At 70.6% G+C, this 26983-nt stretch carries 29 protein-coding genes and 2 pseudogenes; 11 read left to right on the top strand and 20 right to left on the bottom strand.

Translation table 11 applies throughout. The features are described from left to right. Positions 1-160: 160 nt before the first annotated feature. From ACIA8F_RS09015 to ACIA8F_RS09025, 3 genes are read left to right on the top strand one after another with little or no spacing between them, the layout of a single operon-like run. Positions 161-574 (top strand): phage holin family protein, encoded by a 414-nt coding sequence (locus ACIA8F_RS09015; protein ID WP_399377587.1) that lies wholly within the window; start codon positions 161-163, stop codon positions 572-574. Beyond that, positions 571-1059 (top strand): DUF3618 domain-containing protein, encoded by a 489-nt coding sequence (locus ACIA8F_RS09020; RefSeq protein WP_399377588.1) that lies wholly within the window; start codon positions 571-573, stop codon positions 1057-1059. Before ACIA8F_RS09015 ends, ACIA8F_RS09020 begins: the two co-directional genes overlap by 4 nt. After that, complete coding sequence (locus ACIA8F_RS09025; RefSeq protein ID WP_399377589.1) at positions 1056-1322, top strand: DUF4235 domain-containing protein; 267 nt, start codon at positions 1056-1058, stop codon at positions 1320-1322. The genes ACIA8F_RS09020 and ACIA8F_RS09025 overlap by 4 nt, the downstream gene beginning before the upstream one ends. Positions 1323-1440: 118 nt before the next feature. On the opposite strand, the gene ACIA8F_RS09030 is transcribed toward ACIA8F_RS09025, so the two are convergent. The 10 genes and pseudogenes from ACIA8F_RS09030 to ACIA8F_RS09075 all read right to left on the bottom strand — a co-directional run bounded on the left by ACIA8F_RS09030 (position 1441) and on the right by ACIA8F_RS09075 (position 9311). After that, complete coding sequence (locus ACIA8F_RS09030; protein ID WP_399377590.1) at positions 1441-1773, bottom strand: STAS domain-containing protein; 333 nt, start codon at positions 1771-1773, stop codon at positions 1441-1443. Between the two features lie 181 nt (positions 1774-1954). After that, complete coding sequence (locus tag ACIA8F_RS09035) at positions 1955-2386, bottom strand: ATP-binding protein (RefSeq protein ID WP_399377591.1); 432 nt, start codon at positions 2384-2386, stop codon at positions 1955-1957. A gap of 151 nt (positions 2387-2537) precedes the next feature. Continuing rightward, complete coding sequence (locus ACIA8F_RS09040) at positions 2538-3941, bottom strand: PP2C family protein-serine/threonine phosphatase (RefSeq protein ID WP_399377592.1); 1404 nt, start codon at positions 3939-3941, stop codon at positions 2538-2540. Next, positions 3938-5173, bottom strand: a complete 1236-nt coding sequence (locus ACIA8F_RS09045; protein ID WP_399377593.1) for an ATP-binding SpoIIE family protein phosphatase — start codon at positions 5171-5173, stop codon at positions 3938-3940. Before ACIA8F_RS09045 ends, ACIA8F_RS09040 begins: the two co-directional genes overlap by 4 nt. Before the next feature lie 5 nt (positions 5174-5178). Further along, positions 5179-5592 (bottom strand): anti-sigma regulatory factor, encoded by a 414-nt coding sequence (locus ACIA8F_RS09050; protein ID WP_399377594.1) that lies wholly within the window; start codon positions 5590-5592, stop codon positions 5179-5181. Next, entirely contained in the window at positions 5589-6029 is a 441-nt protein-coding gene (locus ACIA8F_RS09055; RefSeq protein WP_399377595.1) for an STAS domain-containing protein, read from the bottom strand. The genes ACIA8F_RS09050 and ACIA8F_RS09055 overlap by 4 nt, the downstream gene beginning before the upstream one ends. Then, entirely contained in the window at positions 6026-6880 is an 855-nt protein-coding gene (locus ACIA8F_RS09060) for an STAS domain-containing protein (protein WP_399377596.1), read from the bottom strand. The genes ACIA8F_RS09055 and ACIA8F_RS09060 overlap by 4 nt, the downstream gene beginning before the upstream one ends. 163 nt (positions 6881-7043) lie before the next feature. Further along, positions 7044-7394 (bottom strand): hypothetical protein, encoded by a 351-nt coding sequence (locus ACIA8F_RS09065; RefSeq protein WP_399377597.1) that lies wholly within the window; start codon positions 7392-7394, stop codon positions 7044-7046. A gap of 191 nt (positions 7395-7585) precedes the next feature. After that, complete coding sequence (locus ACIA8F_RS09070) at positions 7586-7987, bottom strand: ATP-binding protein (protein ID WP_399377598.1); 402 nt, start codon at positions 7985-7987, stop codon at positions 7586-7588. A 98-nt stretch (positions 7988-8085) separates the two neighbouring features. Next, positions 8086-9311 (bottom strand): annotated as a pseudogene (locus tag ACIA8F_RS09075) (PP2C family protein-serine/threonine phosphatase). 309 nt (positions 9312-9620) lie between these two features. Between ACIA8F_RS09075 and ACIA8F_RS09080 the strand changes: the two are divergent. The 5 genes from ACIA8F_RS09080 to ACIA8F_RS09100 all read left to right on the top strand — a co-directional run bounded on the left by ACIA8F_RS09080 (position 9621) and on the right by ACIA8F_RS09100 (position 13426). After that, positions 9621-9899 (top strand): GlsB/YeaQ/YmgE family stress response membrane protein, encoded by a 279-nt coding sequence (locus ACIA8F_RS09080; protein WP_399377599.1) that lies wholly within the window; start codon positions 9621-9623, stop codon positions 9897-9899. 130 nt (positions 9900-10029) lie between these two features. Continuing rightward, positions 10030-10302 (top strand): DUF3253 domain-containing protein, encoded by a 273-nt coding sequence (locus ACIA8F_RS09085; protein ID WP_399377600.1) that lies wholly within the window; start codon positions 10030-10032, stop codon positions 10300-10302. 329 nt (positions 10303-10631) lie between these two features. Further along, positions 10632-10835, top strand: a complete 204-nt coding sequence (locus ACIA8F_RS09090; protein ID WP_114041062.1) for a cold-shock protein — start codon at positions 10632-10634, stop codon at positions 10833-10835. Positions 10836-10997: 162 nt separating this feature from the next. Then, positions 10998-11255 (top strand): hypothetical protein, encoded by a 258-nt coding sequence (locus ACIA8F_RS09095; RefSeq protein ID WP_399377601.1) that lies wholly within the window; start codon positions 10998-11000, stop codon positions 11253-11255. 794 nt (positions 11256-12049) lie between these two features. Then, positions 12050-13426 (top strand): nucleobase:cation symporter-2 family protein, encoded by a 1377-nt coding sequence (locus tag ACIA8F_RS09100; RefSeq protein ID WP_399377602.1) that lies wholly within the window; start codon positions 12050-12052, stop codon positions 13424-13426. Between the two features lie 48 nt (positions 13427-13474). On the opposite strand, the gene ACIA8F_RS09105 is transcribed toward ACIA8F_RS09100, so the two are convergent. The 6 genes from ACIA8F_RS09105 to ACIA8F_RS09130 all read right to left on the bottom strand — a co-directional run bounded on the left by ACIA8F_RS09105 (position 13475) and on the right by ACIA8F_RS09130 (position 19134). Further along, positions 13475-14617, bottom strand: a complete 1143-nt coding sequence (locus ACIA8F_RS09105) for an LLM class flavin-dependent oxidoreductase (protein WP_399377603.1) — start codon at positions 14615-14617, stop codon at positions 13475-13477. A gap of 53 nt (positions 14618-14670) precedes the next feature. Beyond that, the gene (locus tag ACIA8F_RS09110; protein WP_399377604.1) at positions 14671-15855 is read right to left on the bottom strand and encodes an SfnB family sulfur acquisition oxidoreductase; all 1185 of its coding nucleotides are present in this window, start codon (positions 15853-15855) and stop codon (positions 14671-14673) included. 3 nt (positions 15856-15858) lie between these two features. Next, complete coding sequence (ssuE, locus tag ACIA8F_RS09115) at positions 15859-16413, bottom strand: NADPH-dependent FMN reductase (protein ID WP_399377605.1); 555 nt, start codon at positions 16411-16413, stop codon at positions 15859-15861. 59 nt (positions 16414-16472) lie between these two features. Further along, complete coding sequence (locus tag ACIA8F_RS09120; protein ID WP_399377606.1) at positions 16473-17690, bottom strand: acyl-CoA dehydrogenase family protein; 1218 nt, start codon at positions 17688-17690, stop codon at positions 16473-16475. Positions 17691-17755: 65 nt separating this feature from the next. Then, a complete protein-coding gene (gene sfnG / locus ACIA8F_RS09125) occupies positions 17756-18877 on the bottom strand; it encodes a dimethylsulfone monooxygenase SfnG (RefSeq protein WP_399377607.1) in 1122 nt (373 codons plus the stop codon). A gap of 164 nt (positions 18878-19041) precedes the next feature. Next, positions 19042-19134 (bottom strand): putative leader peptide, encoded by a 93-nt coding sequence (locus ACIA8F_RS09130; RefSeq protein ID WP_399377608.1) that lies wholly within the window; start codon positions 19132-19134, stop codon positions 19042-19044. Between the two features lie 137 nt (positions 19135-19271). Between ACIA8F_RS09130 and ACIA8F_RS09135 the strand changes: the two are divergent. Next, a pseudogene (locus ACIA8F_RS09135) lies at positions 19272-19622 on the top strand (LysR family transcriptional regulator); the annotation flags it as partial. A gap of 50 nt (positions 19623-19672) precedes the next feature. Here ACIA8F_RS09135 and ACIA8F_RS09140 read toward each other — a convergent pair. The 4 genes from ACIA8F_RS09140 to ACIA8F_RS09155 form a co-directional block, all read right to left on the bottom strand. After that, a complete protein-coding gene (locus tag ACIA8F_RS09140) occupies positions 19673-20884 on the bottom strand; it encodes a helix-turn-helix domain-containing protein (RefSeq protein ID WP_399377609.1) in 1212 nt (403 codons plus the stop codon). A 213-nt stretch (positions 20885-21097) separates the two neighbouring features. Then, positions 21098-22042 carry a hypothetical protein gene (locus tag ACIA8F_RS09145; RefSeq protein WP_399377610.1) on the bottom strand — a complete coding sequence of 315 codons (945 nt, stop codon included), beginning with the start codon at positions 22040-22042 and terminating at the stop codon, positions 21098-21100. A gap of 107 nt (positions 22043-22149) precedes the next feature. Next, complete coding sequence (locus ACIA8F_RS09150) at positions 22150-23784, bottom strand: DUF6801 domain-containing protein (protein WP_399377611.1); 1635 nt, start codon at positions 23782-23784, stop codon at positions 22150-22152. Positions 23785-23930: 146 nt separating this feature from the next. After that, positions 23931-24566, bottom strand: a complete 636-nt coding sequence (locus tag ACIA8F_RS09155; protein WP_399377612.1) for a hypothetical protein — start codon at positions 24564-24566, stop codon at positions 23931-23933. 641 nt (positions 24567-25207) lie between these two features. On the opposite strand from ACIA8F_RS09155, the gene ACIA8F_RS09160 reads away from it, so the two are divergent. Together ACIA8F_RS09160 and ACIA8F_RS09165 are read left to right on the top strand one after the other, a co-directional pair. Then, a complete protein-coding gene (locus tag ACIA8F_RS09160; protein WP_399377613.1) occupies positions 25208-26218 on the top strand; it encodes an ABC transporter ATP-binding protein in 1011 nt (336 codons plus the stop codon). Next, on the top strand, positions 26215-26979 hold the full coding sequence (locus ACIA8F_RS09165) for an MlaE family ABC transporter permease (protein WP_399377614.1): 765 nt from the start codon (positions 26215-26217) through the stop codon (positions 26977-26979). The genes ACIA8F_RS09160 and ACIA8F_RS09165 overlap by 4 nt, the downstream gene beginning before the upstream one ends. Positions 26980-26983 lie beyond the last annotated feature (4 nt).

Here is a 26983-nt window from a genome sequence, read left to right on the forward strand (position 1 = left end):
GCGCGATGACGGCGGCCCGGACATCTCCATGGGGAGTCCCGCCCTGCACTTCGAGGTTCGTTCGCAGCCCGTCCAGGGCACCTCGGGCAGCGCCGGGCAGAGCACGAGGCCGACGTACAGCACGTTTCACCCGATCGAAGAAGGGCGAGGTGTCCGCATCATGAGTACGGCAGAGCGAGAGCATCACACCACAGACGACTCGGTGGGCGCCCTGGTCTCACGCGCCTCGCAGCAGATGTCCGAGCTGGTGCGCGAGGAAATGCGACTGGCCCGGGCGGAAATGACCGACAAGGGCAAGCACTACGGGAAGAGCGGCGGCTTCTTCGGCGCCGCGGGGCTCCTCGGCATCCTGGCACTTCAGGCCCTGGCCGCCACTTGTATCGCCGCGCTCGCGCTGGTCCTGCCGGTGTGGGCGTCGGCCCTCGTCGTCACCGCGGTCCTGGGCCTCGGGGCCGCGCTGGCCGCACTGGCCGGCAAGAAGCAGATCGCCCGGGCAGGCTCCCCGGCTCCCGAGCAGACCATCGACAGCGTCAAGGCCGACCTGGCCGAGATCAAGGAGAAGGCACACCGATGAACGACGACGCCCGTACCAACATCGGCATTCCCACCCCCAGTTCCGGCGGCCACGGCTCCGCGGAACTGCGCGAGCAGGTCGAGCACACCCGGGAGGAGCTCGGCCGGACCGTCGAGGCGCTCGCGGCGAAGGCCGACATCAAGGCCCAGGCCAAGGAGAAGACGGCCGCGATCAAGGACCAGGCCGCCGAGCAGGCGGCCGTGGTCTCCGGCCAGATCCGTGAGAAGGCGGAGCAAGCCGCCCAGCTGGTGAAGGACAACACGCCCGACCCCGTCCTGGAGCGGACCGCGCAGGCCGCGGCGCAGGTACGGGACGGCGCGTCCAAGGCGGGCCGGTACGCGCTGGACAAGACCCCCGACCCGGTCCTGGAGAAGGCCGGCCAGGCAGCGACGGCCGCCCGCGCCCACCGCGGCCCGCTCCTCGCGGCCGGAGCCGCCGTTGTCGTCCTCCTGCTGGTGCGCCGCAGCCGAGGACGGCGCAAGTGAACGCTTCCAAGATCCCCTACAAGCCGGTCGGGATGGCCCTCGGCGTCGTGAGCGGCATGATCGCGGGCGCGGCGTTCAAGCAGGCGTGGAAGGTCCTCGCAGGCGAGGGCGACGCTCCCGCAGCCACCGACGAGGGCCGGTCCTGGAAGCAGATCCTGCTCGCCGCGGCCATCCAGGGCGCGATCTTCTCCGTGGTCAAGGCCTCGGTCGAAAGGTCGGGCGCAGTGACCGTACGACGTGCGACGGGCAACTGGCCGGGCTGACCCCTCGCGGTGCCGGCCGCTCCCCGAGCGGGCGGCCTCCTGGCGGCTGCGCGCTTCCCACCGTGCTCCGACCCCGCTGCCATCCCCGGGGTGTACGGCGGGTGTACGCGGTCGCGCTCTACAGAGCGCGTGCTGCGTCGAGGCCGTCGACGATGGTGAAGATCTGGCCTGCCGAGGTGAGCTCGAAGAGCCGGGCCAGCCGAGCGGGGATCGGGCCGGCGAGGACGAGCGGGGTCGCGGTGCGTCTCAGGCGGATCAGCGCGTTGAGCATGGAGGAGTCGGCGAAGGTCACCCGGCTGAGGTCCACGACGATGGTTCGCACCGTCGGGTCGGCGACGGCCAGGTCGGCGGCTCGGCTGAACGGATCCAGGGTGTCCTGGTCGAATTCGCCGGCGCATGCGATCACGCGTACGCCTTCGACGTCCGGCAACACCGTCACGAGCTCTTCCATGGGTCCCTCTGTATCTCGGCTGTGGGGAAGCTCCCCGGGGTGGTCGGCATGGCGCCGATGTCGGTCCGTGCTCGGGTGGTCGGTGTGGAGGCTACGTGCACGCGTCCGTCGCCGGAAAGGGGCCGCGTGGTTGCTGCCGGCGGAGAGGCGATCCCGGCTGCGGCGCCCGGTGCCAGGGGGTTCACGCGATGGCGGGCCCCGATGGGGTCTCGTCAAGTGCGATGGCGACGGTGATGAGCTTGCCCTCTGCCTCTTGCCGGACTTGGAAGTCCCGAGCCGAGGCCCTCACGATCTCCAGGCCGTGCCGGCCGACCCTGTAAGGGTCGGGGGCCAGGATCGTCGGAGTGACCGGGTTGCTGTCCCACAGGCCCACCTCGACGGATCCGTCCTGGACCGCCAGCGTCAGCCGGTGGGGGCCGGGGGCGTACTTGCGTGCGTTGGTGACCAGCTCACTGACCACGAGTTCAACGGTTTCCAGCGTGCGGACGGACACGAACAGGCCGTGCGCGTCGCGTAGACCAGCGAGGAACGAGCCGGCTATGTGCCGGGCGTCCGCGATTCTCTCGGTGCCGTCGAAGACGGCGGCCACCGATATGGAGGATTCGGTCGACATCTGTGGGTCGCCCTCCACTGTCCGCTTCGTTGGCCCGGCCCGCTCAGGGCTTGCACGCCCGATGGCGGGCGTCTCCCGTAGATACTACGGAGTGCCGGGACCGGGGCCGCGCAGTGCCCTTGCGGGGCGACCGCCGGGCAGGGCGGCGTCGCTATCGGGGGTGACGGAGGCGAGCGGCGAAAACGATGATGTCGTCGTCCGGTTCGGCCGCGAAGACGTCGATCAGGTTCGTGCACAGGGCCTCGGGTTCGCGGGGCCCGGCCGCAGCGGCCGCGCTGAGGATGTCCATGCGCTCGTACAGGTCGCTGTCGCGGGTCTCGATCAGTCCGTCGGTGATCATCAGGAGCAGGCTGTCCGGTTCGATCGCGTGACTGACCGCCGGCGGGTGGTCCACCCCCAGGCCCAGGAGCGGGCCGTGTTCGCGCAGGTACCGGGGTGCGCCGCCGGGAGAGAGGAGCAGGGGCGGCAGGTGGCCGGCATTGGCCACCTGCAGCCGGGAGTTGCCCGGTTCGACCAGCACGATGCAGACGCTGGTGGTCCATCCGGGCTGGTGCAGGCCCAGCAGGTGGTCGAGGTGCTGGAGCAGGACGTGCGGCGGGTGGCCCTGGGCGGCGTAGGCGCGCAGGGCGTGCCGGAGCTGGCCCATGACCACGGCTGCCTGGAGGGAGTGCCCGACGACGTCGCCGACGGCCAGGAGCAGTCCGTGGGGAGTGTCGATGGCCTCGTAGAAGTCGCCGCCGATCTCGGCCGTCGTGGCGGCGGGCAGGTAGCGCACCGCGAGGTCCACTCCGGGCGATTGGGGGAGGGCGGCCGGGAGGAAGGTGCGCTGAAGGGTCAGTGCGAGCTCGTGTTCCTGTCCGAAGCGCTCTACGACGTCCTTGTGTTCCACCGTCAGCTCCGCGTACAGGGCCATGACCCCGGCGTTGGTTTCGGTGAGCTCCTCGTTGAGCCGTTCCAGCTCGTCGCGTTGTGCGTGGGCTTCCTCTAGCGCGGCGATCAGGTCCCGGGTCTGGGACCGCAGGTCGTCGATCGCGCTGGCGGGAGCGTCCGTCTCCAGACGGGCCAGGACGTGCGCCACTTCGATGTCGCGGGCGGCGAGCTCGGGTACGGGGCAGGTGATTTCGATGCGGCCGCCGCGCGATCGGCCGGCCGGCCGGCCGGCGGCGCCGTCGGTGGCGGGCAGGTAGAGCGTCTGGGGGAGCAGCCGGGTGACGGCGGCGAGCGACTCGCCGCTGGGGACCCGGTCGTCGCGCCACCGCAGGGTGGCCTTGAGCGCGGAGGGCTCCCGCAGCACGTCGAACGTCGCGGTCATGGGCATCGGCCGCAGGAGGTCGCGCCCGAGCTCGCTCAGCGCCGTGGCGAGGCGCACCTGGTCGCGGTTGTCGAGCCCGGCGGCTTCGGCCACCCCCTTGGCCCGACGGCGCAGAGCGAAGACGTCCCGCTCGGTGCCGATCGTCGCGACGGGCCCGGGCCCGGGCCCGGGCCCGGGCCCGGGTGCGGGGACGGGGACGGGGACGGGCCCGGGCCCTCGGGTGCGGGGGACGGGTGTGTTCACCAGGCTCCCTTGACGGCCACCACGCTGGCGTCGTCGCGCCGCGTGCCGGCGTGGCGCAGGAGCCCGGCCGCGATCACGGCCGGCGGGTGGTGGAGCAGACCGGCGAGGTCGCCCGCGGTCCAGCGTTCGCTGAGTCCGTCGGAATGCATCACCAGGGTCCCGTGGGCGGGCACCCGGTGTTCGTAGGTGCGCAGTTGGCGCATCTGGTGGCCCACGATCCCGGGGTGGGAGAGCAGGCTGGCCCGGGAGTCGGTGGTGAGCACGCACGCACTGATGTTGCCGATCCCGCAGAACAGCAGGCGGCCATCGGGCTCCAGGCGGGCGATCGCGACCGCGGCACCGCGGGTTCCGCGCAGCGCCCGGTGCACTTCCTCCATCGCCTGTTCCGGCGTGCGCGCGCTCCCGGAGCGGAAGGCGTGGACGGCCGCCTGAGAAGCGATCGCGGCCATCGGCCCGTGCCCGAGCCCGTCGCAGGACATCACCAGCACGCCGTGGCCCGGTCCCGCGGTGGCCCCGCGAAGAAGCGCGGACCGGGCTTTGAGTTCCGGCCGCGGTGAGCGCTGCGACGGCCGATCCGACGACGCCGAGGTGTGGTCGGATCGGCCGAACGGGGTCCGGGCCCCGGTCAGGATCGACCAGTCGGGCGCGGTGGAGGTGAGACCGGCGCCGTCGCCCCTGTCACCCCTGCCGTCCTGCACCGGCGCGGCCTGCTCGCCGGTGTCGATGCGGGCGGCCCAGGCGTCGCCGCACACGTCCTCGCCGCCTATGGGCCGGGTGATCCCGCCCACGATCGTCTCGCGCGTCAGCGAGGGGTCCAGGGGGTGCGGCCAGAAGCGGGCCAACTGCACGGTTCCGATTCCCGGTACGGAGTGGACGTCGAACCTGTCCGCGAGGCGCCGCAGCGCCCCCAGGCCGATGCCCAGGGTGCCGGTGCTCGACACACCGTCGCGGAGCGCCGCGGGGACGTCCGCGATGCCGGGCCCGCTGTCGACGACCAGGACCTCGACTCCGGCCACGGCCTCGTTGCGCAGGACGCGCAGCAGCAGGGAGCCGTCGACGGCGTGCTTGGTCACGTTCGTCGCCAGCTCGGCGACCGCCAGGACCAGCTGGGCGGTGCGGTGCTCGCCCAGGCCGACGCGGCGGCCCAGCGCGGCGGCCGCACCGCGGGCGGCCTCGGGCTGATCGCGGAACCAGGCGGAGTCCTCGCAGTCGAGGAGCGGTGGTCCCCCCACGGTGATCACCTGCCCCACTTGGTGATGGTGACCGTGGTTCCCTGCCCGGGCACGGTGTCCAGGACGAAGTCGTCGACCAGCCGTTTGGACCCGGACAGGCCCAGGCCCATACCGCTGCCGGATGTCCAGCCGTCGGTCAGCGCCAGGTCCACGTCCGGGATGCCGGGGCCCTGATCCACGAAGTTCAGACGTACTCCGCGCCGGCCACGATCCTCGACCACGGCGGCGGTCATGGTGCCGCCGCCCCCGTAGATGAGGGTGTTGCGGGCCAGCTCACTGGCCGCGGTGATCAGTTTCGTCTGGTCCACCAGCGAGAGCCGGCACTCCTGCGCCAGGGCACGCACCAGTTGACGGGCCTGGACCACTCCGGCGTTGGCAGTGATCTCCAGTACCTGCGGGCCTTGGTCAGGCCCGTTCACTGACCGGCCGCGGCATCCGGCACGATGCCCTCGTGCCCGGATCCGCCCGGGGCGGTGAAGGTGTTCTCGCCCAGGGAGGCCGCGCGGGCTTGCTCCAGCATGCGCAGGCCCTTGTCGAGGGTCAGCGCGGTCCGTACCCCACCGAGGGAGAGACCGAGTTCGACCAGGGTGATGGCGACCGCCGGACGCATGCCGACGACGACGGTCTGCGCGTCCAGCAAGCGGGAGATCGATGCGATGGTGGAGAGCATTCTGCCCACGAAGGAGTCGACGATCTCCACGGCGGTGATGTCGATGACGACCCCGTGCGCACCCGATTCCACTACCGCGGCGGCGAGATCGTCCTGAAGCAGCATGACGGCCTGGTCGTCCAGATCGGTCTGGATGGACACCAGGAGGACCTGGCCGATCCGAAGGACCGGAACCTGCTCGCTCACCGGGCACCGGCTGACGGAGCGGTACGGGAGAAGCTGACCCCGGAGCGGCGCAGCGCGTGCCGCAGGGCATCGGCCAGGGTGGCCTTGGTGACGATGTCACCGAAGTCGATGCCCAGGGCCACGATCGTCTGGGCGATCTGCGGCCGGATTCCCGAGATGGTGCATTCCGCACCCATCAGGCGGGCGGCCACGACCGTCTTCAGCAGGTGCTGGGCCACCTCGGTGTCCACCGCCGGGACACCGGTGATGTCGATGATGGCCTGCTCGGAACCGGTGTCGATCAAGGCCTGGAGCATCTTCTCCATCACGACCATGGTGCGGGCCGAGTCCAGGGTGCCGACCAGCGGAACACCGATGACCCCGTCCCACAGCTTCACCACGGGCGTGGACAGCTCCATCAGCTGCTCGGCCTGCGCCGAGATCAGCTCCTCGCGCGTGCGGGTGTAGACCTCGATGGTGAACAGGCCCAGGGAGTCGAGGAGGGCCGTGAAGCGTACGTACGCCTGTACGTCCGCGTCATCACCGGCCAGGGACGTTTCCAGGACCTCCTTGAGGACGAAGACGCTGACCGCGGTCTCCGTGGGGCTGAAACCCTGCCGGGCGCGGTTCCGCGACAGCTCGGTGAGCAGGGCACGGACCTCGCCGAACGCCTCACCGCGGCCGTCCAGGCTGCCCTCGCCGAGGGCGGCGACCAGCGCCGCGTACAGCTCCTGAAGCTCGCGCTCGACCTCGGCGCGGCTCACGCGCCCGCCCAGGGAGTGGGTCACCTTCTGGGCCCACTCCGAGCCCAGGTCCTCGCCCCGGACGGTCAACAAGCCGATCAGACGATCAGTCACGGTCTCATCAGCCACAGCGCACATCCCTAGTAAGGAGACCGGGCGGTCCCCTCCGGAACTGTAGGTCATTGCGCCGATCGGGGGACGCCCTCGGCCCCGGTGTCCGAGGTCCAGGCCCGAAATTCCGCGCAGTGCGGCGAGACGTACGGCCGGGCACGCGGTTCGCGTGCGCTCCGGCTCACCCCCGGTCCGCGCCCCGGTCCCCGCCTCGGTCCGCTTCTTCGTCCAGGACCGTCAGTCCGTCCAGCCATCGGGCCCGGCGTTCCGCATCGGTCTGCTCCCACCACGGGGTGCCGCGTTCGCCGAGGGCGACCTTGGCCGTGTGCACGCGGCGGCGGGCTTCGCGTTCGGCCTCCTCGTCCTGCGCCCGCAGGGCGGCGCCGACGGCGCGCCGGGCTGCCATCAGATGCTTGCGCAGACGCGCGTCGGCATCGGTGGGGAGATCCGGGTCGGTGGCCCGCCAGCGCCTGCCGGCAATGACGACGTAGCGTCCGTCCGGGGTGTGCTCCGGCGGGGAGTCCCGCGGCATCACGTGCTCCGGTGCTCGCAGGAGTACGCGTCGGCCGCGATGCACCGGATGACGGGGTGGTGTCGGCGCTTCTGGACGCGCGGTGACGGCATGCGATCGGGTCCTGACCGTGGAGGGCGGGGAGGGGTCCCCATCATGGGCGGGGGAGCCGCGGAGCGCATCCGCGAGCGGGGAGCCGGCGCCCATGGCTCCTACCAGGGGGCGTAGGCGTAGATGGTCTTTCCGCCGTCCGGGGTGGGGTCGGTGCGGGTGCGGGTGGTGAGGGTCTTGATGAGGTGCAGTCCGTAGCCGCCGCTGCCGTCGATTCGGGGTACGCGAGGCTCGGGCGCCGCGGGGCTGGAATCGGTGGCGCGGATCTCGATGTGGTCCTCGTGGAGTTCGAGGTGGACGGCGGCGGGTCCCTCGGTATGGCGGATCGCGTTGGTGACGAGCTCGATGACGACGAGGAGGACCGCGTCGGCGTACTCGGGCCGTGCGGGGGCCCGGATCCGGGCCGCGTGCTCGAGGAACGCGTGCGTGACGCCCCGTACCGTGGTGGTGGCCTGGCCGAGACGTGGCACAGGTTGGTCGAGGACGAGCATGGGCGCAACCACGAGTCTTCCTCCGCAAGGTGGACGTGCCCGGCGTCTGCCCCCTTTGCGGACTCCCACCCGATTCGCCCCGACCCATCGGGCTTTCCCCGTCACGACGATCAGTTGTCCGTTCGGCGCCCTTCGCCGTGGGGGCCTTGGGGGCCGTGGGGGCCGTGCCAGTCGAGGCACAGGACGGTGGCGTCGTCCTTCGGCGGTCCGCCGCCGTAGACGTCGCTGACGGCGCCGACCAGGGTGCGTACGACCTCGCGTGGATGCTCGGCCATGGTCTTGCGCAGGAGGGCCGGCAGGTCGACGGTTTCGGCGTCGCATTCCTGCATGCCGTCGGTGTGGAGCAGGAGCCGGTCACCGGGCCGCAGGTCAAGGGCCTGGACCGGGTACGGGCCGGTGAGTGAGGCGCAGCCGAAGGGCAGGTTCACGGCCAGGGGCAGCTCGGTGACCGCTCCTTCGCGCAGCAGGAGGGGCCAGGGATGGCCGGCGTTGACGAGCTGCGTGCTGCTGCCGTCCAGGGCATGCGCAGGAGCTGGCCCGTCGCCATGGTCTGACGCCCGTGCTCGAGGAGGGCCTGGTGGACCTGGCGGGCTTGCTCGGCCAGGCCTTCTCCGGAGCGGCGGGCGCCGCGGGAGGCGTTGACGAGCAGGGTGGCCATGAGGGAGGCGTCGACGTCATGGCCCATGGCGTCGGTGATCGACAGGTGCAGGGTGTGGGCGTCGAGGCTGTAGTCGTAGGTGTCCCCGGCGATGGAGGAGGCGGGAACCAGGGCCCCGGCGAGCGTGAACTGCGGCGCCTCGCAGGTAGCGGCGGTCGGCAGCAGCTGGCGCTGGATCTCCGCGGCCAGGCTGACGGTGGTGGTGCGGTTGCCCCAGTGGTAGAGATCGGTGAAGCGCCGGTCGGTGACCAGGATGTACGCCAGCGCGTGCGCGGCCCCCTCCACCTGCACGAGTACCTCCGGCGTGACCTGGGGCAGGAAGAGTTCCAGGACGCCGACGGTGTCACCGCGGTTCGTCACCGGCGCGAGAACCCGCTGTCCCTGCCCGCCGTCCGCCGCGAGCACCACCTTCTGGGAGCACAGGACCTCGTCGTACACGGTGCTGCCGGACAGCGGGACCTGGTGGGCGCGGTCCTGGTGCTGCCTGTCCGCCGTGTCGTGGACCCGCAGCAGACGGCGGCCCACGACGTCGACGAACAGGAACGATACGGAGCGCGCGTCGAACCGGTCGCGCAGGTTGCGGGCCACGACATCGAGGGAATCCACGGGTGCGGCCGCCTCCGCGGCCTCCAGAACCGCGGCCAGTGCCAGTCGGTCGCGCTCCACATCAGCCTCCATCGATCACGGGCGACCCATCCGCCGACGCAGCGGAAACCACACGGTCCAGATAGTCGAAATGGGGACATATCTCTTCGACGTATTCTCTCCCGCGCCGTGCTTCGGATGCACGCAGGAGCATCTCCGGATACGGAGCGCGAACCCGGGCGCCGGCTCGGACCGGAGGGTGCGCCCGGTACTCAGCCCTGTCCCCGAAGAGGGGCAGGCGCGGCCACCCAGCCAGGAGCTCGGGATTCGAACGTTTGAAAACCTCGGCGCGGTGCAGACGAGGGCTAACACAGGCTTTATTCATCGAGGTAGGAGAAGCGCATGGGCATCATTGCTTGGATCCTGATAGGGCTGCTCGCGGGCTTCATCGCGAAGGCGCTGATGCCGGGCAAGGACCCGGGCGGCATCATCATCACCATGCTCATCGGCGTCGCCGGCGGGCTGCTCGGCGGCTGGCTCGGCAAGGTGATCTTCGGTGTCGACTCGATCGACGGGTTCTTCGACCTCTCGACCTGGATCGCCGCCATCATCGGCTCGGTCATCCTCCTCGCCGTTTACCGACTGGTCACCGGAAACAAGCGTCACCACAGCCACGCTTGAGCGACCCCGTCGCATCCTGACGCAGAAGGCTCCCCCTCGCCTGAGGGGGAGCCTTCTCCCGTTCTCGCGGGAGGGGCACGCAAGGCGGCGAATTCAGCTGTTGCCTTGCCCCCCTTGCGATACTGGCGAGGTGACGGATACCGAACAACCGGCTGACCGGCGTTTGGAACGGGCCATCCTGGAACTCTTGGAGCGCCGCGGCCCGACCGCTTCGATCTGCCCCTCAGACGCTGCGCGAGCGGTCTACGAAGGGAAGGACGAGGGCTGGCGCGCGCTCATGGAACCGGCCCGCCGCGCGGCCCGTCGGCTGGTCGCGTCCGGCGAGGTGGAGATCACTCAAGCGGGCCGACCTGTCGATCCGGCAAGTGCCCGCGGCCCGATCCGCATCCGCCGCCCTCGCTGATCTCCGCGGCGGATGTGGTGCTCGAACAGGGACTCCGGGGTACGGGGTGAGGACTCGGCGAGGTCGCGCCGGCCGGCCGTCGCGCCCTGCGCGCAGCGGCCGGCACCACCCGAGCCGCAGAGGACCATCCGGGCCACGCGCGGCGTTCTCGTGGTGCAAGCGCGGCCGTCCGTGTAGCGTCAGTGCCAGCTGTCATGGTTCCGAAGTACCGGTCGCCCGTGAATGCACCTTTCACGGGCGATTTTGCTGTTCACAGTCTCTGAGGACCAGGGCGATCACCTCCGGCTCCCGCATGGTGCGGGACCGGTCTCTAGTCCTTTGGAGGACACATGGCTACCGGCACCGTGAAGTGGTTCAACTCGGAAAAGGGCTTCGGCTTCATCGAGCAGGAGGGTGGCGGCCCGGACGTCTTCGCCCACTACTCGAACATCGCCGCCCAGGGCTTCCGTGAGCTCCAGGAAGGCCAGAAGGTGAACTTCGACGTCACCCAGGGTCAGAAGGGCCCCCAGGCGGAGAACATCACCCCCGCCTAAGCCTTCGCTCCTTGTAACGGCAGCGGCGCACCAGTGGCGCCGCTGCCGTAGGAAAGCCCGGTCGGCACACTTCTGCCGACCGGGCTTTTCCTCTTGCGGGGGTGCGTGACCCCGATGGGGGCCCGCACCACACAGAACCGCATCTGTGGCCCATATGGGTGAATGTGGCAAGCGCCTGCCACCTGCGGTCGGCCGCACCTTCTCCGGCCGGAACGCGGCGGCCAGGTCGGGAACCGGGGCGGCGTACGGTCGGGTAGGCCCGAGGGGAACGCCGCCCACTTCCTGGACCGCTCGCCCACCGCCGGCGCGCAGGATCCGGCCGCGCAGGTCAAGCAGGGTGCCCCGTCCGACGTACCCACCGGCAGCCCCCGCAGCGTCTGGCCCGGGACCGTACGCGAGATCACGGTCGTCGAACTCTGACCCGTAGAGAACACCTGCCGCACGGCGTCACGAACAGGCCCGAATCCGCGGGACGGTCCGACCGGGCGGGTAACCGAGTGCGACGATCACCGGTTCCCCGCCCGAAGCCGTGCACGCCCCAAGACCCGCAGTAGCCCGGGGCGTGTGGGCCGAGGGATCGCCTCGGACTGGCTGAACCTAGCAGGGTGGTGTGGCTGAAACTCACTGGTCGATCGCCCAGAAGATGCGGTCGGCTGGATGCCGGACCTGGGTCAACCGTCCATGCCGGCCCCCGACCCTTGTCCCGCGGTCGGCGTATCGGCCACCTGAGTGGATCGGCGCGCCTGTTCTCCAGGTGGCCCAAATCCGCCGAACCGGCCTGAAACGCCCGGTCCTTGACAGAATCCTGAAAGCGTGAGGAACTGACTCGGCTCGGTGAGATCGGAGCGGCCCGCAGCCACGTGGACACCACGGCAGCGCGGCGACTCCGGTCGATCGGCGGAACCATTCCGGGACACCACCCCCGTCCCGGACGTCGATCCACCCTCGGTGCTCATGCCGCACTCCCACCGCACCAGGCCCCGCCGGGGCCTCCGGCCCGGGAGGCCTGCCGGCGCCCGCCTCGCGCAACTGCGCGCCACCGACGCCCTACTCCCCACCGGCACGCCCGGCCGCTCCCGTGCGTCCGCATCCGTGCCCGTGGCACCTCGTATCCGACCCGCACACCGCGCGGCCGGCCCCACGCGTACGTCCCCGTCCGCGTGTGCGGCGCCGGTCGCGTGGGCGAACACGCCCTGCCCAGGAGTGACCTGACCATGAACGAAGCCCCCGCCCCCGAGCCCGAGGCGGCCAAGCACCCCGTCGACCGGACCCTGCCGCCGTTGAAGCTGTTCGGCGCCGGTCTGCAGCACGTGGCCGCGATGTACGCGGGCGTCGTCGCACCGCCCCTCGTCGTCGGCATCGGCGTCGGCCTGTCGACCGCCGACATCGCCTTCCTGATGAGCGCGAGCCTGTTCGCCTCCGGCATCGCCACGCTGCTGCAGACCCTCGGCTTCTGGAAGATCGGCTCCCGGCTGCCCTTCGTCAACGGGGTCTCCTTCGCGGGCGTCGCGCCGATGCTGGCGATCGCCAAAGCCCAGAGCCCGCAGGACGCGCTTCCCGTCATCTACGGCGCCGTCATCGTCGCCGGCGTCTTCGGATTCCTGCTCGCGCCCTGGTTCTGCAAGCTCGTCCGCTTCTTCCCGCCGATCGTCACCGGTACGGTCATCACCCTCATCGGGATCTCGCTCCTGCCCGTGGCCTTCAACTGGGCGCAGGGCGGCAACCGCAAGGCCGAGGACTACGGAAGCCTGACCAACATCGGCTTGGCCGCCGCGAGCCTGCTGATCACCGTCGCGCTCCGCCGCTTCCTGCGCGGCTTCCTCAAGCAGCTCTCGATCCTCCTGGGCCTGATCGCCGGCACGCTGCTCTCGCTGCCCCTCGGTCTGGCCGACTTCAGCGGCGTCGGCGACGCCGACCTCATCGGCTTCCCCACCCCCTTCCACTTCGGGGCGCCGCAGTTCGCCGCCGCCGCGATCATCTCCATGTGCATCGTGATGCTCGTGATCATGACCGAGACCACCGCCGACGTCCTCGCCCTCGGCGAGATCGTCGACCGGCCGGCTGACGAGAAGACCCTGGCCGCCGCCCTCCGCGCCGACGGCCTCGGCACCGCCATCAGCCCGCTCTTCAACGGGTTCGCCGCCAGCGCCTTCGCCCAGAACGTCGGCCTGGTCGCCATCACCAAGATCCGCAGCCGCTTCGTCGTCGCTGCGGCCGGCGGCATCCTCATCCTGCTCGGGCTCTGCCCCATGCTGGCGTCACTCGTCGCCCTCATCCCCCAGCCCGTGCTGGGCGGCGTCGGCATCACCCTCTTCGGCACCATCGCGGCCAGCGGAGTCCAGAACCTCACCAAGGCCTCGCTGGAACACGGCGACAACGTCCTCATCGTCGCCATCTCGCTCGGCGCCGGCATCATCCCCATGGCCGCCCCGGACTTCTACCACGCCTTCCCCGAGAGCCTGCGGATCATCCTCGACTCCGGCATCAGCACGGGCTGCGTGGCCGCCGTCCTCCTCAACCTGGCCTTCAACCACCTCGGCCGAACCCCCGCCCCGGAGCCGGCCGAGACCGCCCCGGCACTGGTGCACTGAGCCTGCACCGGGCCGTTGCCGTTCGCGGGCTCCCCGGCCGGGGAGCTGTCAGGCGAAGGGCACCTGGACAGCCGGAGCGGCGCTCTTCTGGAAGGGGTGCTGCCACGCGCCCTCGGCGGCGAGCCGGGGCAGCACTCCCTCGCCGAACCAGTACGCCTCCTCCAGGTGCGGGTAGCCCGAGAAGATGAACTCGTCGATGCCCAGCGCCGCGTACTCCTTGATGCGCTCGGCGACCTCCGCATGGCTGCCGACGAGGGCGGTGCCCGCGCCGCCGCGCACCAGGCCGATCCCTGCCCAGAGGTTGGGGTGGATCTCCAGGCCGTGCCGGTCGCCGCCACCGTGCAGGGCGAGCATCCGCTGCTGTCCTTCGGACTCGCTCCGGGCGAGTCCCGCTTGTACGGATGCCACGGTCTTCGGATCGAAGCCCGCCAGGAGCCGGTCCGCCTCGGCCCAGGCCTGCTCGGAGGTGTCCCTGGTGATGACGTGCAGCCGGATGCCGAACCGCACCGTACGCTGCTCCCTCGCGGCGAGCTCCCGGATCCGGGCGATCTTCTCGGCCACCTGCGCCGGAGGCTCGCCCCAGGTGAGGTACACGTCGACGTGACGGGCGGCTATCTCGGCGGCGATCGGTGAGGAGCCGCCGAAGTAGACCTCGGGCACCGGATCCGGGACGGCCGCCAGCTTCGCGCCCTCGACGGTGAGGTGTTCGCCGCGCAGGTCGACGGTTTTGCCCTCCCACAGGGCCCGGACGATCTCCAGGAACTCTCCGGTGCGGCGGTAGCGGGCGTCCTTGTCGAGGAAGTCGCCGTAGGCGCGCTGTTCGTGGCTCTCGCCGCCGGTGACCACGTTGAGGAGGAGGCGGCCCCCGGTCTGCCGCTGGAAGGTGGCGGCCATCTGGGCGGCGAGCGTGGGGGAGACGAAGCCGGGACGGAAGGCGACCAGGAACTTGAGCCGTTCGGTGTGCTGGGCGACCATCGCCGTGGTCAGCCACGCGTCCTCGCACCAGGCGCCGGTGGGGGTGAGTGCGCCGGCGAAGCCCAGGTCTTCGGCGGCGCGGGCGATCTGGCTCAGGTAGGCCACCGTCGGGGGCCGGTCGCGTCCGCTGGTGGTCACGGGCGTGCCGTGGCCACCGCCGACGACATGGCGGCTGTCGCCGTTCGTGGGCAGGAACCAGTGGAAGGTGAGGGACACGTGGTGTCTTCCGTTCAGGAGGGCCGATGGCTGACAGGTCCTCGGGGGGCTTGTCAGAGCAGACCGTGGCGGGGCGGCCGGGTGTTGTTGAGTACGTAGCGTCCGATGTGCTGGATCTTCCAGCGGACCGGATCGTGCAGCGTGTGGGTGCGGGCATCACGCCAATGCCGGTCGAGATTCAGGGAATTGAGGGCGGAGCGAGTACCGCCCACCTCGAACAGGGCGGACGCCACCTCCACGGCGGCCTGCGCGGCCACTACCTTGGCGGCCGCCACCGCGATCGACGCCTCGGCCGCCGAATCGTCGGTGAGGTCCGCGCGGGCCGCGTCCACGGCCCGCGCCGCGTCACCCAGCAGTGCCTCCGCTGACCGGACCTGTATGGCGAGTTCGCCGAACCGCTGGATCAGCAGAGGGTCCTCGGCTGCCGATTCGACGCCGCTCTCGAACCAGGGGCGGCTCTTGGTCCGTACGAACCGGGCCGCCTCCGCGAGAGCGGCCGCGGCGATACCGGCGTCGATCGCTGAATGCAGCAACTGAGCCACCGCGCCGTGGACTTGCGGGCCTTCGAACGTGAGGTGGTGCGGCAGGACCCGGTCGGCCGGCACCCGTACGCCCTCCAGGCGGACGGTACCGCTGGCGGTCGTACGCTGGCCCAGGCCGTCCCAGTCGTCGACGACGGTGAGGCCCGGGGCGTCCCGGGGTACGAAGGCCACGTGCAGGCTCTCGTCGTCCGTGCGGGCCAGCACCGGGATCCAGTGGGCGAAGAGAGCACCGGTGGAGTAGTGCTTGACCCCGGTGAGCTCGTACCCGCCGTCGGGCCGCCGTTCCAGGCGGGTACGGATGTCCCGCACGTGTCTGGTGCCCGCCTCCGACTGGGCGTTGCCCAGGCGCGCCCCCGCCAGCAGCTCGGCGAAGAAGAACTTCCGCTGTTCGTCGGTTCCTTGGCGCCGGATCACGTTGACGTACGAGAAGTGGCTCTGCGGGATCTGGGCGAGGCTGGCGTCGGCGGCGGCCAGCAGCCGGAAGACCTCCGCAAGGGTCTGGGCGGAGACATCGGCCCCGCCGTACTCGGCGGGCACGGTGACGGCGAGCAGCCCGGACGCGGAGAGCCGGTCCAGCTCGGCACGCGGCAGGCGGCGTTCGACGTCCCGCGCGGAGGCGTCGGCGCGGAACTCCTCGGCCAGCGAGGCGGCGACCTCGAGGGCCTCCGCGTCGTCGCCGATGACGTGTGCGGTCACGGCTCAGCCCGCCAGGGCCGGCAGGGGCGCCCGGTCGAGGGCCGTCGTGAACTGGTCGAGGACCTGGGCCAGTCCTTCGCCCGCGGCCGGGGCGATGGTCAGGGTGCCGTCCGCGTGCGGGGTGAGGTCCTTGTCCAGGGTGAACCAGCCCTGAACGATGTGGCCGGCCCCCATGGAGCTGAGCACCGGGCGCAGGGCGTAGTCGATGGCCAGCACGTGGGCCGTGGTGCCGCCGGTGGCCAGCGGGAGCACCGTCTTGCCCGCGAGCGCGTACTGCGGGAGCAGGTCGAGGAACGCCTTGAGGACGCCGGAGTAGGCCGCCTTGTAGACGGGGGTGCCTATGACGATGCCGTCCGCGCGGGCGAAGAGCGCGGTGGCCTCGACGATCGCCGGGTGGCGGAAGTCGGCGCCGAGCAGTGCTTCGGCGGGGAGGGTGCGGATGTCGAGCGGGATCACCTCGTGGCCCCGGGCGGCCAGGCGCGCATCCAGGTGGCGCAGCAGCTTTCCGGTGCGGGAGGAGGCGGAGGGGCTGCCGGAGACGGACAGAACGGTGGCCATGCTTGCCCTTTCGGATGGCCGGGGCGCCTTCGGAAGGCCGGAGGCGCCCCGGGGAGCGGTCAGGAGTACCAGGTCGGTTCGGGCAGCTCACCGCCCAGGACCCAGCGGCCGACCTCGCGGCGCTTGTAGGAGACCGGGTCGTGGAGGGTGTGGGTGCGCACGTTGCGCCAGAACCGGTCCAGGCCCTCGGCGCGGGCGGTGGAGCGGGCCCCGGTGACCTCGAAGACGCGCTGGGAGACCTCCAGGGCGACGTCGGTGGCGCGGGCCTTGACCGCGGCCACCCGGACCTCGAACTCGCCACGCGTCTGCTCGGTGACCGCGTCGGGGTCCTCGTGCAGCCGCTGCCCCTCGGCGGCGACCGCGTCGGCCAGCGCCTCGACCGCCCACAGCTTCGCGGTGAGATCGCCGTAGACGTCGATCACGTACGGTTCGTCGACCGCGCGCTCGTGACCCCCGTGCAGCCAGGGGCGCGCCTTCTCGCGCGTGTAGGTGGCGGCCGTCCGCAGTGCGCCGGCCGCGATGCCGAGGTAGAAGTTGACGAAGACCAGCTGGATGGTGGGGACGTTGAGGGTGTTGTAGACGCGCGGTTGGAACTTCTTGCCGACGTACCCGGCCGCGGACGACCACGGGGTGCGGACCCCGTCGAGGGTGACGCCGCCGCTCTCGGTGAGCCGCTGGCCGATGTTGTCCCAGTCGTCGTGGAAGGTCAGGCCGGCGCTGTCGGAGGGCACGATCGCGAAGACGTGCTGGTCGGTTCCCTCGAAGACGCCCTCCAGAACGGTGACGTCGGAGACCTTGCTGCCGGTGGAGAAGGTCTTTCGACCGGTGAAGACCAGGTCGTCGCCGTCCTCCGTCACAAGGACGTCCGCATCGCGCGGATTGACGGCTCCGCCGAAGAACCAGCGGTTCCTGGCGGCCTCGGCCTCCAAGTGCTCCCACTGCTCGCGGGTGCCCACCAGGCGGCCGGCCCAGTTCCACAGGTAGTGGTAGCCGAGGAGCTGGCCGATGGAGCCGTCGGCCTTGGAGACCTCGCGGACCACCCGGTAGGCGGTCGTCCAGTCCTGACCCGCGCCACCGTGCGCGATGGGCCCGAGAAGGGTCACCAGGCCGGAATCCTTGAGGAGTTGGACCTCGGCATGGGGGGTGGCACCCGCGTGGTCGCGGGCGGCGGCATCGCCGGCGAGGACGGTGGCGACCTCGGCGGCGCGAGCGATCCACTCCTCGGCGGACCGCGGGTCGGGACGGGTCTGCCAGTCGACGGGCGTGACGGTGCTCATGGTGAGTGACCTCTTTCGCGGCGTGCGGTACGGAGGGCGGGAAGCGGGCAGGGCGAGCGGTGCGGTCAGGCTGCCGGGACGGGCGCGGACTCGGCTTCACCGTGGTCGAGTTGGCCCTCCAGTTCGCGCACCAGGGGCAGGACCTGTCGGCCGAAGTACTTGACCTCCTCGTGGTAGTGTAGGAAGCCCAGGAGGAGCAGGTCGACGCCGAGCTTCTTGTACGCGACGATTCGCTCGGCGATCTGCTCGGGCGTACCGATGAGCCCGGTGCGGAAACCGTCGTTGTACTGCACCAGGTCCTCGAAGGAGGAGTCCTGCCACATGCCCTTGCCGTCCGCGGCGGACCGGCCGGCCTGTTTGGCGGCCGCGCCGAAGCCCTCGACGGCATCGGTGTCGGCCCGGGCGACGATCTCGCGGAGCGTCTCACGGGCCTCGGCTTCGGTGTCGCGGGCGATGAGGAAGCCGTTGAGTCCGAACTTCGGTGCGCTGCGCCCCGCTTCGGCGGCGGACTTGCGAACGTCGTCGACCTGTTCGGTGACTCCGGCGAAGTCCTTGCCATTGGAGAAGTACCAGTCGGAGACCCGGCCGGCCATGGCGCGCGCGGCCGTGGAGTTGCCGCCCTGGAAGATCTCCGGGTGGGGGCGTTCGGGCGTGTTCAGCGGCTTGGGTTTGAGGGTGAAGTCGCGCAGCCGGTAGAAGTCGCCGGCGAGTTCGGTGTGGTCCTCGGTCCAGAGCTGACGGAGCGCGCGGATGAACTCCTCCGAGCGGCGGTAGCGTTCGTCGTGTTCGAGCCAGGGCTCGCCGAGGGCGGTGAACTCCCCCTTGAACCAGCCGCTGACCACATTGACCGCGAACCGGCCCTTGGAGAGATGGTCCGCGGTGGCACCGAACTTGGCGAGGACTCCCGGATGCCACAGGCCGGGGTGCACGGCGGCGATGACCTTCAACCGCTCGGTGGCCAGCAGCAGGGCGAGGCTGAAAGCGGTGGACTCGTGCTGGTACTCGGCTCCGTAGCTGGCCATGTACCGAACCTGGCTGAGGGCGTAGTCGAAGCCGTTGTTCTCGGCGAGGACGGCCAGTTCCCGGTTGTAGTCGTATCCCCAGTCGGTGCGCTGTTCGATGGTGCTGGTGACCAGACCGCCACTGACATTGGGAACCCAATAGGCGAATTGGACGGGCGTGGGCATGCGGAACTCCTGTCGCGGAATGCTCAGAATTTCAGGCACGCCGGATTCGCCAGGCTTGCACGGGAGGGGGAATCAGCCTTGTGCGGGACCCGGATTCGGACGGCGTGGGAACAGCCCGGCACGCCGGCCGGTACGTCGGCTGCGGGCACTGGGGGAGCGGCGGATCAGCGAGTCGGGCCGCAGGAGCGACAAGCGGCGCTGGAGACGCGGGCCAGGTCGACATGGCGTCGCCGCGTGAGGTCCAGTCGCTTGTTCATGAACTCGATGCTGGCAGCAGTCCATGAGAACCGTCAAGGGAAACCCGACCGGTTTCGTATCGTGGATCACTGGATTTCACGAACCTGTGACAGGGGAACCCTTGCACGGACCGGAAAACCAAAAGCATTCTGCTGGGATGCGGACCGAACAACTGGAATACCTTGCCGCAGTCACCCGGCTCGGTTCTCTCCGGCGGGCGGCGGAGGAACTGCGCGTGTCCCAGCACGCCTTGAGCGAGACCGTCAGGAATCTGGAACGGGAGCCGGGGGTCGAGCTCCTGGAGCGCAAGCGGTCCGGATCGACGATGAGCGCGCAGGGACGGGAACTGCTGCCGCACATCGCCGGCGTGTTCGAAGCCCTGGACCGGCAGACGGAGATCCAACGAGGCCTGCCCGAGGGCGGCTTCGACCTCGGACTGGTCAACCATTTGGACGGCGAAAACACCTTAACGGGCCAGCGGGGCCACCAGGCCCCGTCCAGCCGGCCGGCGAGAGCGGTCGCCGGTGTGAGGGCAAGCGCGCGGGGCGAGGGGGCTGGTCACTCCGCGTAGTCGTTGCCCTGGAGGTGGAGCGAGCGCAGGGCCGCTTCCAGGGTGAAGCGGTGGTCCGGGTCCGTGATGCGGTCGCCCAGGTGGGCGTCCAGGTTGCGCAGGCGGTAGCGGACGGTCTGCGCGTGGACGCCGAGCACCTCGCCGACCTGATCGGCGGGGGCGCGCGTGGAGATGTGGACGCGCAGCGTCTCGACCAGGCGCCCGCGCCGGGAGCCGGTGAGCCCGCTGAGCGGGGCCAGTTCGCGGGCGGCGATGTGGGTGACGAGCGAGGGGTCGGACAGGAGCCACAACGTTGTCAGATGGTCCTCGCAGTGCACGAGCGGCCGGTTGGGCACGATCCCGTCGTCGATGAGCTGCAGCACCCTCCTGGCCCACCGGATGGAGTCGGCGGCCTGCGGCGGCGGCACGGTCAGGCCGATGACGGCCGAGGCGCCCTCCAGGGCGGATTCGAGCATCGCCAGACGCTCGGGGGTGAGAGGGCCGGGGATCAGCAGGTGCGGCTGCGGGATGCCGAGGTCGGCGAGGACGTCGCGGTCGAGGCAGGTCCGTATGCGGTCGGGGGCCGGAGCCCTCAAGGCCACCAGGGTGCACTGGTCGGGGAGTTCCCACGCCGCCTGCTCGCACAGTTCGGCGATGGTCGCCTGGGGCAGGGGCGAGCCGACGAGGATGAGGTGGAGCAGCTGCCTGCGTAACGCCGACACCTCGGAGGCCGCGCGCGCCCGGACCTCGGCGTAGCCCTCGCGGGCGAGCGCCTCCAGTTCGTCTACGTACGCGAAGAGCGCGTCCGCGAACGCGAGGATGAGGGAGGGGGACAGTTTGTACCGGCGGCCGATGGTCTTGGCCCGGCGGAGCGCGATGCGGGCGCCGAGCCGGTAGGCCCCCTGGAGGGTGTCGAGGTCGCGGCCCTCGTAGGCCTCCACCCGGCCGAACTTGCGCAGGAGCTCGTCCCGCAGGACCGAGCTCGCGCCGGGGTCGGCGACACGGTCCACGAACGTGCCCAGCGCCTGTTCCACACCCTGGCGGATGGCGTCCGCGTTGGGGCCGTTGAGGAGCCGGGTGTACACCGGATAGGCGCGCTGGACCTCGACCCTGATCTCCTTGATGAGGCCCGGGACCTCGGGCCTCATCAGGGCTGCGAACTCTTTGGGGAGCGGGTCGAGCGGTTCACCGATGTCCGGCGTCTGTGCGATTGAGGGCATGACCGGTCCCTTGCTCTCCTGCGCGCCCGATGGGGAGCGGCGTGGCAGCACCCGGACTGAGTCGAGGGCGTGGGCGCTGCCCGTCAGGTCCATACCTGTTTGTGGTGCTGACGCTAAATCAAGTTGCCTTGGCTGTACACCACATGAACAAGAGTGGCTCCGGAGGAACGGGCAGGTCGCAGAGATCGGCTGGGAATAGGCCCTCCGTGGCGGTTACTTGACCGCGGAGTGCCAGTTGCGGGAGAGCTGCTTGCCCGCGTCGGGGGCCACCGTCCCCGGGGCGTAGAGCCCGCCCAGGTAGGTCTGGGTGTTGTTGAGGGTCAGGCTGTTCTTGCCGGCTGCCGACGGCAGGCCGGTCTTGAGGTTGACCGCCGCGTCGATCAGGCCGAAGATGCCCAGGCCGCAGCCGCTGGCGCCCGGGACCGCGAAGGACGTGTCGTACTGGGTGGAGCCGAGGAGGTTCAGGCGGCTCATCTCGCCCTCCTCGTTCGCGCTGCCGTCACCGTTGAAGCGGTCCACCCCGAACTCCGGGTAGGTGCGGTTCTTCGGCTGCAGGACGATCGGGTTGGCCTTGGTGCCGATGTAGCAGTTGCTGCCCAGGAACGGGTTCTCCAGGTGGATGCGGACGGGGATGTTCACGATCGTCTGGTCGGTGACGACGCCCGCTATCTGGTCGAAGTTGGAGGGGGTGCCCACCGACTCCAGGGTCGCGGTGATCTTGTTGAGCTTGGCGTCCGCGAGCTGCTGGCAGATGGCCGTGATGCCCGGGATGTTGCTCGGACACATCAGTCCGAGGAGGCCGCCGGGGACCGTCGCGGAGTCGGCGATGATCGCCCCGGAGGCGGGCGCGACGACGGTGCTGGTGCCGTCGGCGTTCTGGACGACCCCCATCTGGAGGTTGCTGTTGCCCGTGAGGACCGTCGTGTTGCCGAGTTTGATGGATCCGCTGGTGGAGTAGGAGACGACGCACTGGGGCGCCTTGTCCAGGCCGTCCGCCCCGAGCATCGTCGGCGAGTCGACGGGGCAGCGGGTGAACGGCGCCCACCCTCCGTTGAGCGCCGGCGTGGCGGCGGTCGCCGTACCGAGGGAGGCGAACGCGCCGAACGCGGTCAGCGCCGAGAGGGTGGCGAGCCGGGTGCGTGCGGAGGCGAGTGGCATGGAGGTGCCTTTCGGTGACGGGGGACGTTCAGGTCTGTGGTGCGGGGTGCGGGGTGCGGGGTGCGGGGTACAGGGATACGGGGTGCGGGGGGTGCGGGGGGTGCGGATCAGCGCTCCGGCACGGGGACCACGTACGGCTGGCGGTCCTCGGTGCACTGGCCCTCGGTCGGTACCTCGACGGCCACGGCACACGTCTGGCCCTGGATCTGTTTGACGTAGTTGCCGGAGCCGGAGATGGAGGCGGTCAGCAGCCGGTCCAGGTCCTCGCCACCCGCGCCGCAGCCCGTGAAGGCGGGGATGGTCACCTCGCCGGTCAGCGGTCCGCCGGAGGTCAGGACGTACCCGGTGGCGTCCGTTCCGTTGATGAGCTGCCCCTTGCCGAGCATCACCAGGTGCGGGCCCGGGTACGTGGCCGGATCGGGCTCGGGGGAGCTGAGCGGGGTCTGCGTACGGCACGAGGGACCGACGTCCAGACGGGTGCCGTTCACCTCGACGTCCAGGACGCGCAGGACCAGCGGGGCGCGCACGTACGTCTCCGCGATGTTGTCGGGGAAGACGAGCAGGACGTCGGAGGCGACGGTCATGGGTCCCGCCTGCTCCAGGATCATGGTCGCCGTCGTCGGGGTGAAACCGAAGGTCAGGAAGGTGGACTTGAAGGGCGGGGTCTGCTTGCGGCCCTGGTAGTCGAGATAGGCGGCGGATTTCTGGAGCAGGTGGATGGTCCCGTCCGGCGGGAAGGCGATGTCCGGGTCGCCCTGCTCGATCTGCACGCACGACACCGGGATCAGGGAGGCGCCGCCCAGCTTGCGGACGTTCGAGTAGCCGGTGATGTACGCGGTGAGCGACTTGTCGGTCGGGTTCTGCTTGATGCAGGGCGGCGCCGGCGGCCTGGCGGCCGACGGGCCGACGCGGGACTGGCCGACCTTCGGTGCCTTGTCCTTGCCCTTGCCCCCGCCGGCCTCCTGTGCGGGAGCCCCCGGCTTCGTCGACCCCTTCGGGGTGCCGGGTCCTGCCGGGGAGGTGGAATCCGTCGGGGACGCGGAGCCCGTCGGACGTCCGGACGCCGGGGCCGACGGGGAGGGCGAACCGCTCGTGGCCGGGGCCGGGGTGACCGGGCCGACCGGCACGGTGGCCAGCAGGCCGTGGCCGGCCGCGTCCTTCGTGAGGGTGCAGGCCAGGGTGAGGGACGGGGGAGCGGTGGGCGCGCCGTCGGCCGTGCCGAGGGCGAGGTCGACACCGAGGTCCGTGGCCGTGAGGGTGAGGTCGCCGTCGGCGGTGGCCGTCACGGTCGGGGCGTCGCCGGTGGTGGTGAGGGTCAACGGGCCCTCGGCGGGAACGGTGACGGGAGGCGCGGCGCCGGTGCCGCGCCAGAGGGCCTGGGCCTTCGCCCCGTGCTGGGCGACGTCGAGGGACAGCCTGGTCTCGGGCACCACCGTGGCGGCCTTGAGGGCCGCGAGGTCGGCGACGGCCGCGGCCGGGAGCTCGACGGTCGTGGTGACCGCGGTGGGGCGGATGGCCTCACCGGTGGTGGCCCGGTCGGGGAAGGTGGCCTTGACCCGTACCGCGACGCGTTGCTGTCCCGAGGGCAGCGCACAGTCGTAGGGCAGCTTCGCGGTCACCACCTGCGACCCCACCGCGGCGGCAGCCGAGGAGATCAGGGGGGCGAGCGCCACGAAGGCGGCGATCGCCGCACCGCGTGCGCGGACGCGCGGTGTCCGCAGGGCGGGACGGTGGCCTCTCATCACTTGCTCCGCTCGGAGATCGTCCGGGGCACGACGGCCGGCGGGGCCGGTCGGCGTGCCTGGTCGGGGTGGGTCGGCGAACGCCCGGCCGGTCCTGCCGGTCGGGCGTACGGACCCGCGGGAGTGCCGGGGCACTCCCGCATGGCCTACGGGTTGGTGCCGACGATGGTGGGGATGACCGCGGTGCCGGTCTTCTTGACCAGGTAGGCGCCGGTGAAGATGGGCTTGGCGCCGACCGGTACGGCGCTGCCGCAGTTGGTCGAGGAGACGACGTTGAGCTCGCCGGTGGTGCTCGCGACCGCGAGCTTGCCCGTCGAGTTGGTGTACGTGCCGGACGCCTTGCCCGTCACGCGGAAGACGCAGGCGCCGACGGTGACCTTGGCGTCGACGTTTCCGACGTAGCCCTTGGTGACGCCGGTCGCGGCGGTGTAGTCCTGTGCCACCACGGTCCACGGGGTGGTGGCGACGGTCGTCACGTTGCCCAGGACGCTGGTGCAGGGCGAGCCGGTGGCGCCGAAGCTGATGGCGCTGATCGAGGCGACGGTGGCGGGGTTGCCGGTCGCGCTGGCCATCGAGCCGGATCCGCCCGAGGTCGTACACGTCATGGCGATGCCGTTGACGCTGAGGACGATGTTCCCGCTGTTCGTCGCCGTGAAGGCAGCGGGAGACGGGTTGACGGTCCACGTGGTGGACGGCACGGCCGATGCCGAGCCCGCGGTCAGGGCGAGTGCGGCGGCAGCGGCGCTGGTGACGACGGCGAGGTTTCTGAGGGTGTTCTTCATGGCTGTGGGACTCCTTGGGGATTGACCGGCAGAGGTGGGCCGCAGCCGTGCGGTGGGGGAGACGGCGGCGGCCCGCGGCTCGGTGTTCCTCGGCCGCGACGCTGACGTTACTTGCGGGAAACTTGGCTGAACAATGGCGTAGTTCAAGATTCTTTGAAGAGTCCGCATTAACTGTTCACGGGGTGAGCGGTCCTCGTCATCGCATTAGCCGCCGGGTGCGCAAAATCGATAATTCCGGTCGATCGGACGCCGCTCAGGCCCGCTTTTCCGCCGCACGGGACGTATGCATCCCGGCGGATGCGCGGAGTGCTCTCCGCGGTGACAAGCGGCGGCGTGAATGTGTAATCCAGGTGACAAGGAGTGCGGGGCGGCGGGCGTCGCGCGAAAAACTCGGAACCCGCTTATTGCCGTCGGATGTTACTCGACCGTAGCGTTCCGGGAGCGACACCTGATCCCTGGTCGGCGGCCCCTGAACGCGGGAGTCCTGACGTGGGAGACAAGTGGCGCGGCCGGTCTTGTCCACGTGGTGACAAGTTCTTCGGCGCCGGTCCGAATTGGTGTCCCACCTATTGTCCGGTGATCGCGAACGACCTAACGTGCGGCCCGCGACGTACAAGTGGCACATGACTGCTGGAGGTGAAGTGGGAATCGAAGTGGCTGTGGAAGGTCTGACCATGTCCTTCGGCAAGCAGAACATCTGGCAGGACGTGACCCTGACGTTGCCCGCAGGGGAAGTGAGCGTCATGCTCGGCCCCTCGGGAACCGGGAAGACGGTCTTCCTCAAGTCGCTCATCGGCCTGCTGAAGCCGGAACGGGGACGCGTCCTCGTGGCCGGCGTCGATATGGTGAACAGCCCCGAGCGCGACATTTACGAGGCCCGCAAACTCTTCGGCCTCATGTTCCAGGACGGTGCCCTCTTCGGGTCCATGTCCCTCTTCGACAACATCGCCTTCCCGCTGCGCGAGCACACGCGGAAGAAGGAGTCGGAGATCCGCCGGATCGTCATGGAGCGCATCGACGTCGTCGGCCTCCTCGGCTCGGAGGGCAAGCTCCCCGGCGAGATCAGCGGCGGCATGCGCAAGCGGGCGGGACTGGCCCGCGCGCTCGTGCTCGATCCGCAGATCGTCCTGTGCGACGAGCCGGACTCCGGCCTCGACCCCGTCCGCACCGCCAACCTCTCGCAGCTGCTGATCGACCTCAACGCGCAGATCGACGCGACGATGCTCATCGTCACCCACAACCTCGACATCGCCGCGACCGTCCCCGACAACATGGGGATGCTCTTCCGGCGCAACCTCGTCACCTTCGGCCCGCGCGAACTGCTGCTCACCAGCGACGAGCCGGTCGTGGCGCAGTTCCTCGCCGGGCGGCGCGAGGGACCCATCGGGATGTCCGAGGAGAAGGACGAGGCCACCCTCGCCGCCGAGGCCGCCGTGCCCGGCTTCGTACCCGCCGGGCCGCGGGTCATCGTGCCGCAACTGGAGCCCTCGCCCGGACTCCCGCCCCGCCAGGCCGCCCTCAGGCGCCGCGAGCGCGTCCTCGCCATGCTCGACACGCTGCCGCCCGCCGCCCGGGCCGCCATCGAGGACACCTACGCGCGCGGGGCGCAGGCGCCGACCCTGCGGCTTCCGGCCACCGGGAGCGGCTCGTGATCACGGGTGCGCTGCGGCAGACCGGCCGGCTCTTCGCCCTCGCGGCCGAAGTGGGCCGCTCCCTGTTCCGACGGCCCTTCCAGTTCCGGGAGTTCGTCGAGCAGTTCTGGTTCATCGCCAGCATCACGATCCTGCCCGCCGCGCTCGTCTCCATCCCGTTCGGCGCGGTGATCGCCCTCCAGGTCGGCTCGCTCACCCAGCAGTTGGGCGCCCAGTCGTTCACCGGAGGCGCCAGCGTCCTCGCCGTCATCCAGCAGGCGAGCCCGCTCATCGTCGCCCTGCTCATCTCCGGCGCGGGAGGCTCCGCGATCTGCGCCGACCTCGGCTCCCGCAAGATCCGCGAGGAGCTCGACGCGATGGAGGTCATGGGAGTCTCTCCGGTCCAACGCCTCGTGGTGCCGAGGGTGCTGGCCACGATGGGCGTGGCCGTGCTCCTCAACGGCCTGGTCTCCGTGGTCGGCACGCTCGGCGGCTACTTCTTCAACGTCATCCTCCAGGGCGGCACCCCGGGCGCCTACCTGTCCAGCTTCTCCGCGCTGGCCCAACTGCCCGACCTGTACATCAGCGAGTTCAAGGCCCTGATCTTCGGGTTCATCGCGGGCATCGTCGCCGCCTACCGCGGCCTCAACCCGCGCGGCGGCCCCAAGGGAGTCGGCGACGCCGTGAACCAGTCCGTCGTCATCACCTTCATGCTGCTGTTCTTCGTGAACATGGTGCTGACGGGCATCTACCTGCAAATCGTCCCGCCGAAGGGAGGCTGAGGTC

The sequence above is a fragment of the Streptomyces sp. NPDC051563 genome (genome assembly GCF_044454225.1).
Lineage (GTDB): Bacteria > Actinomycetota > Actinomycetes > Streptomycetales > Streptomycetaceae > Streptomyces.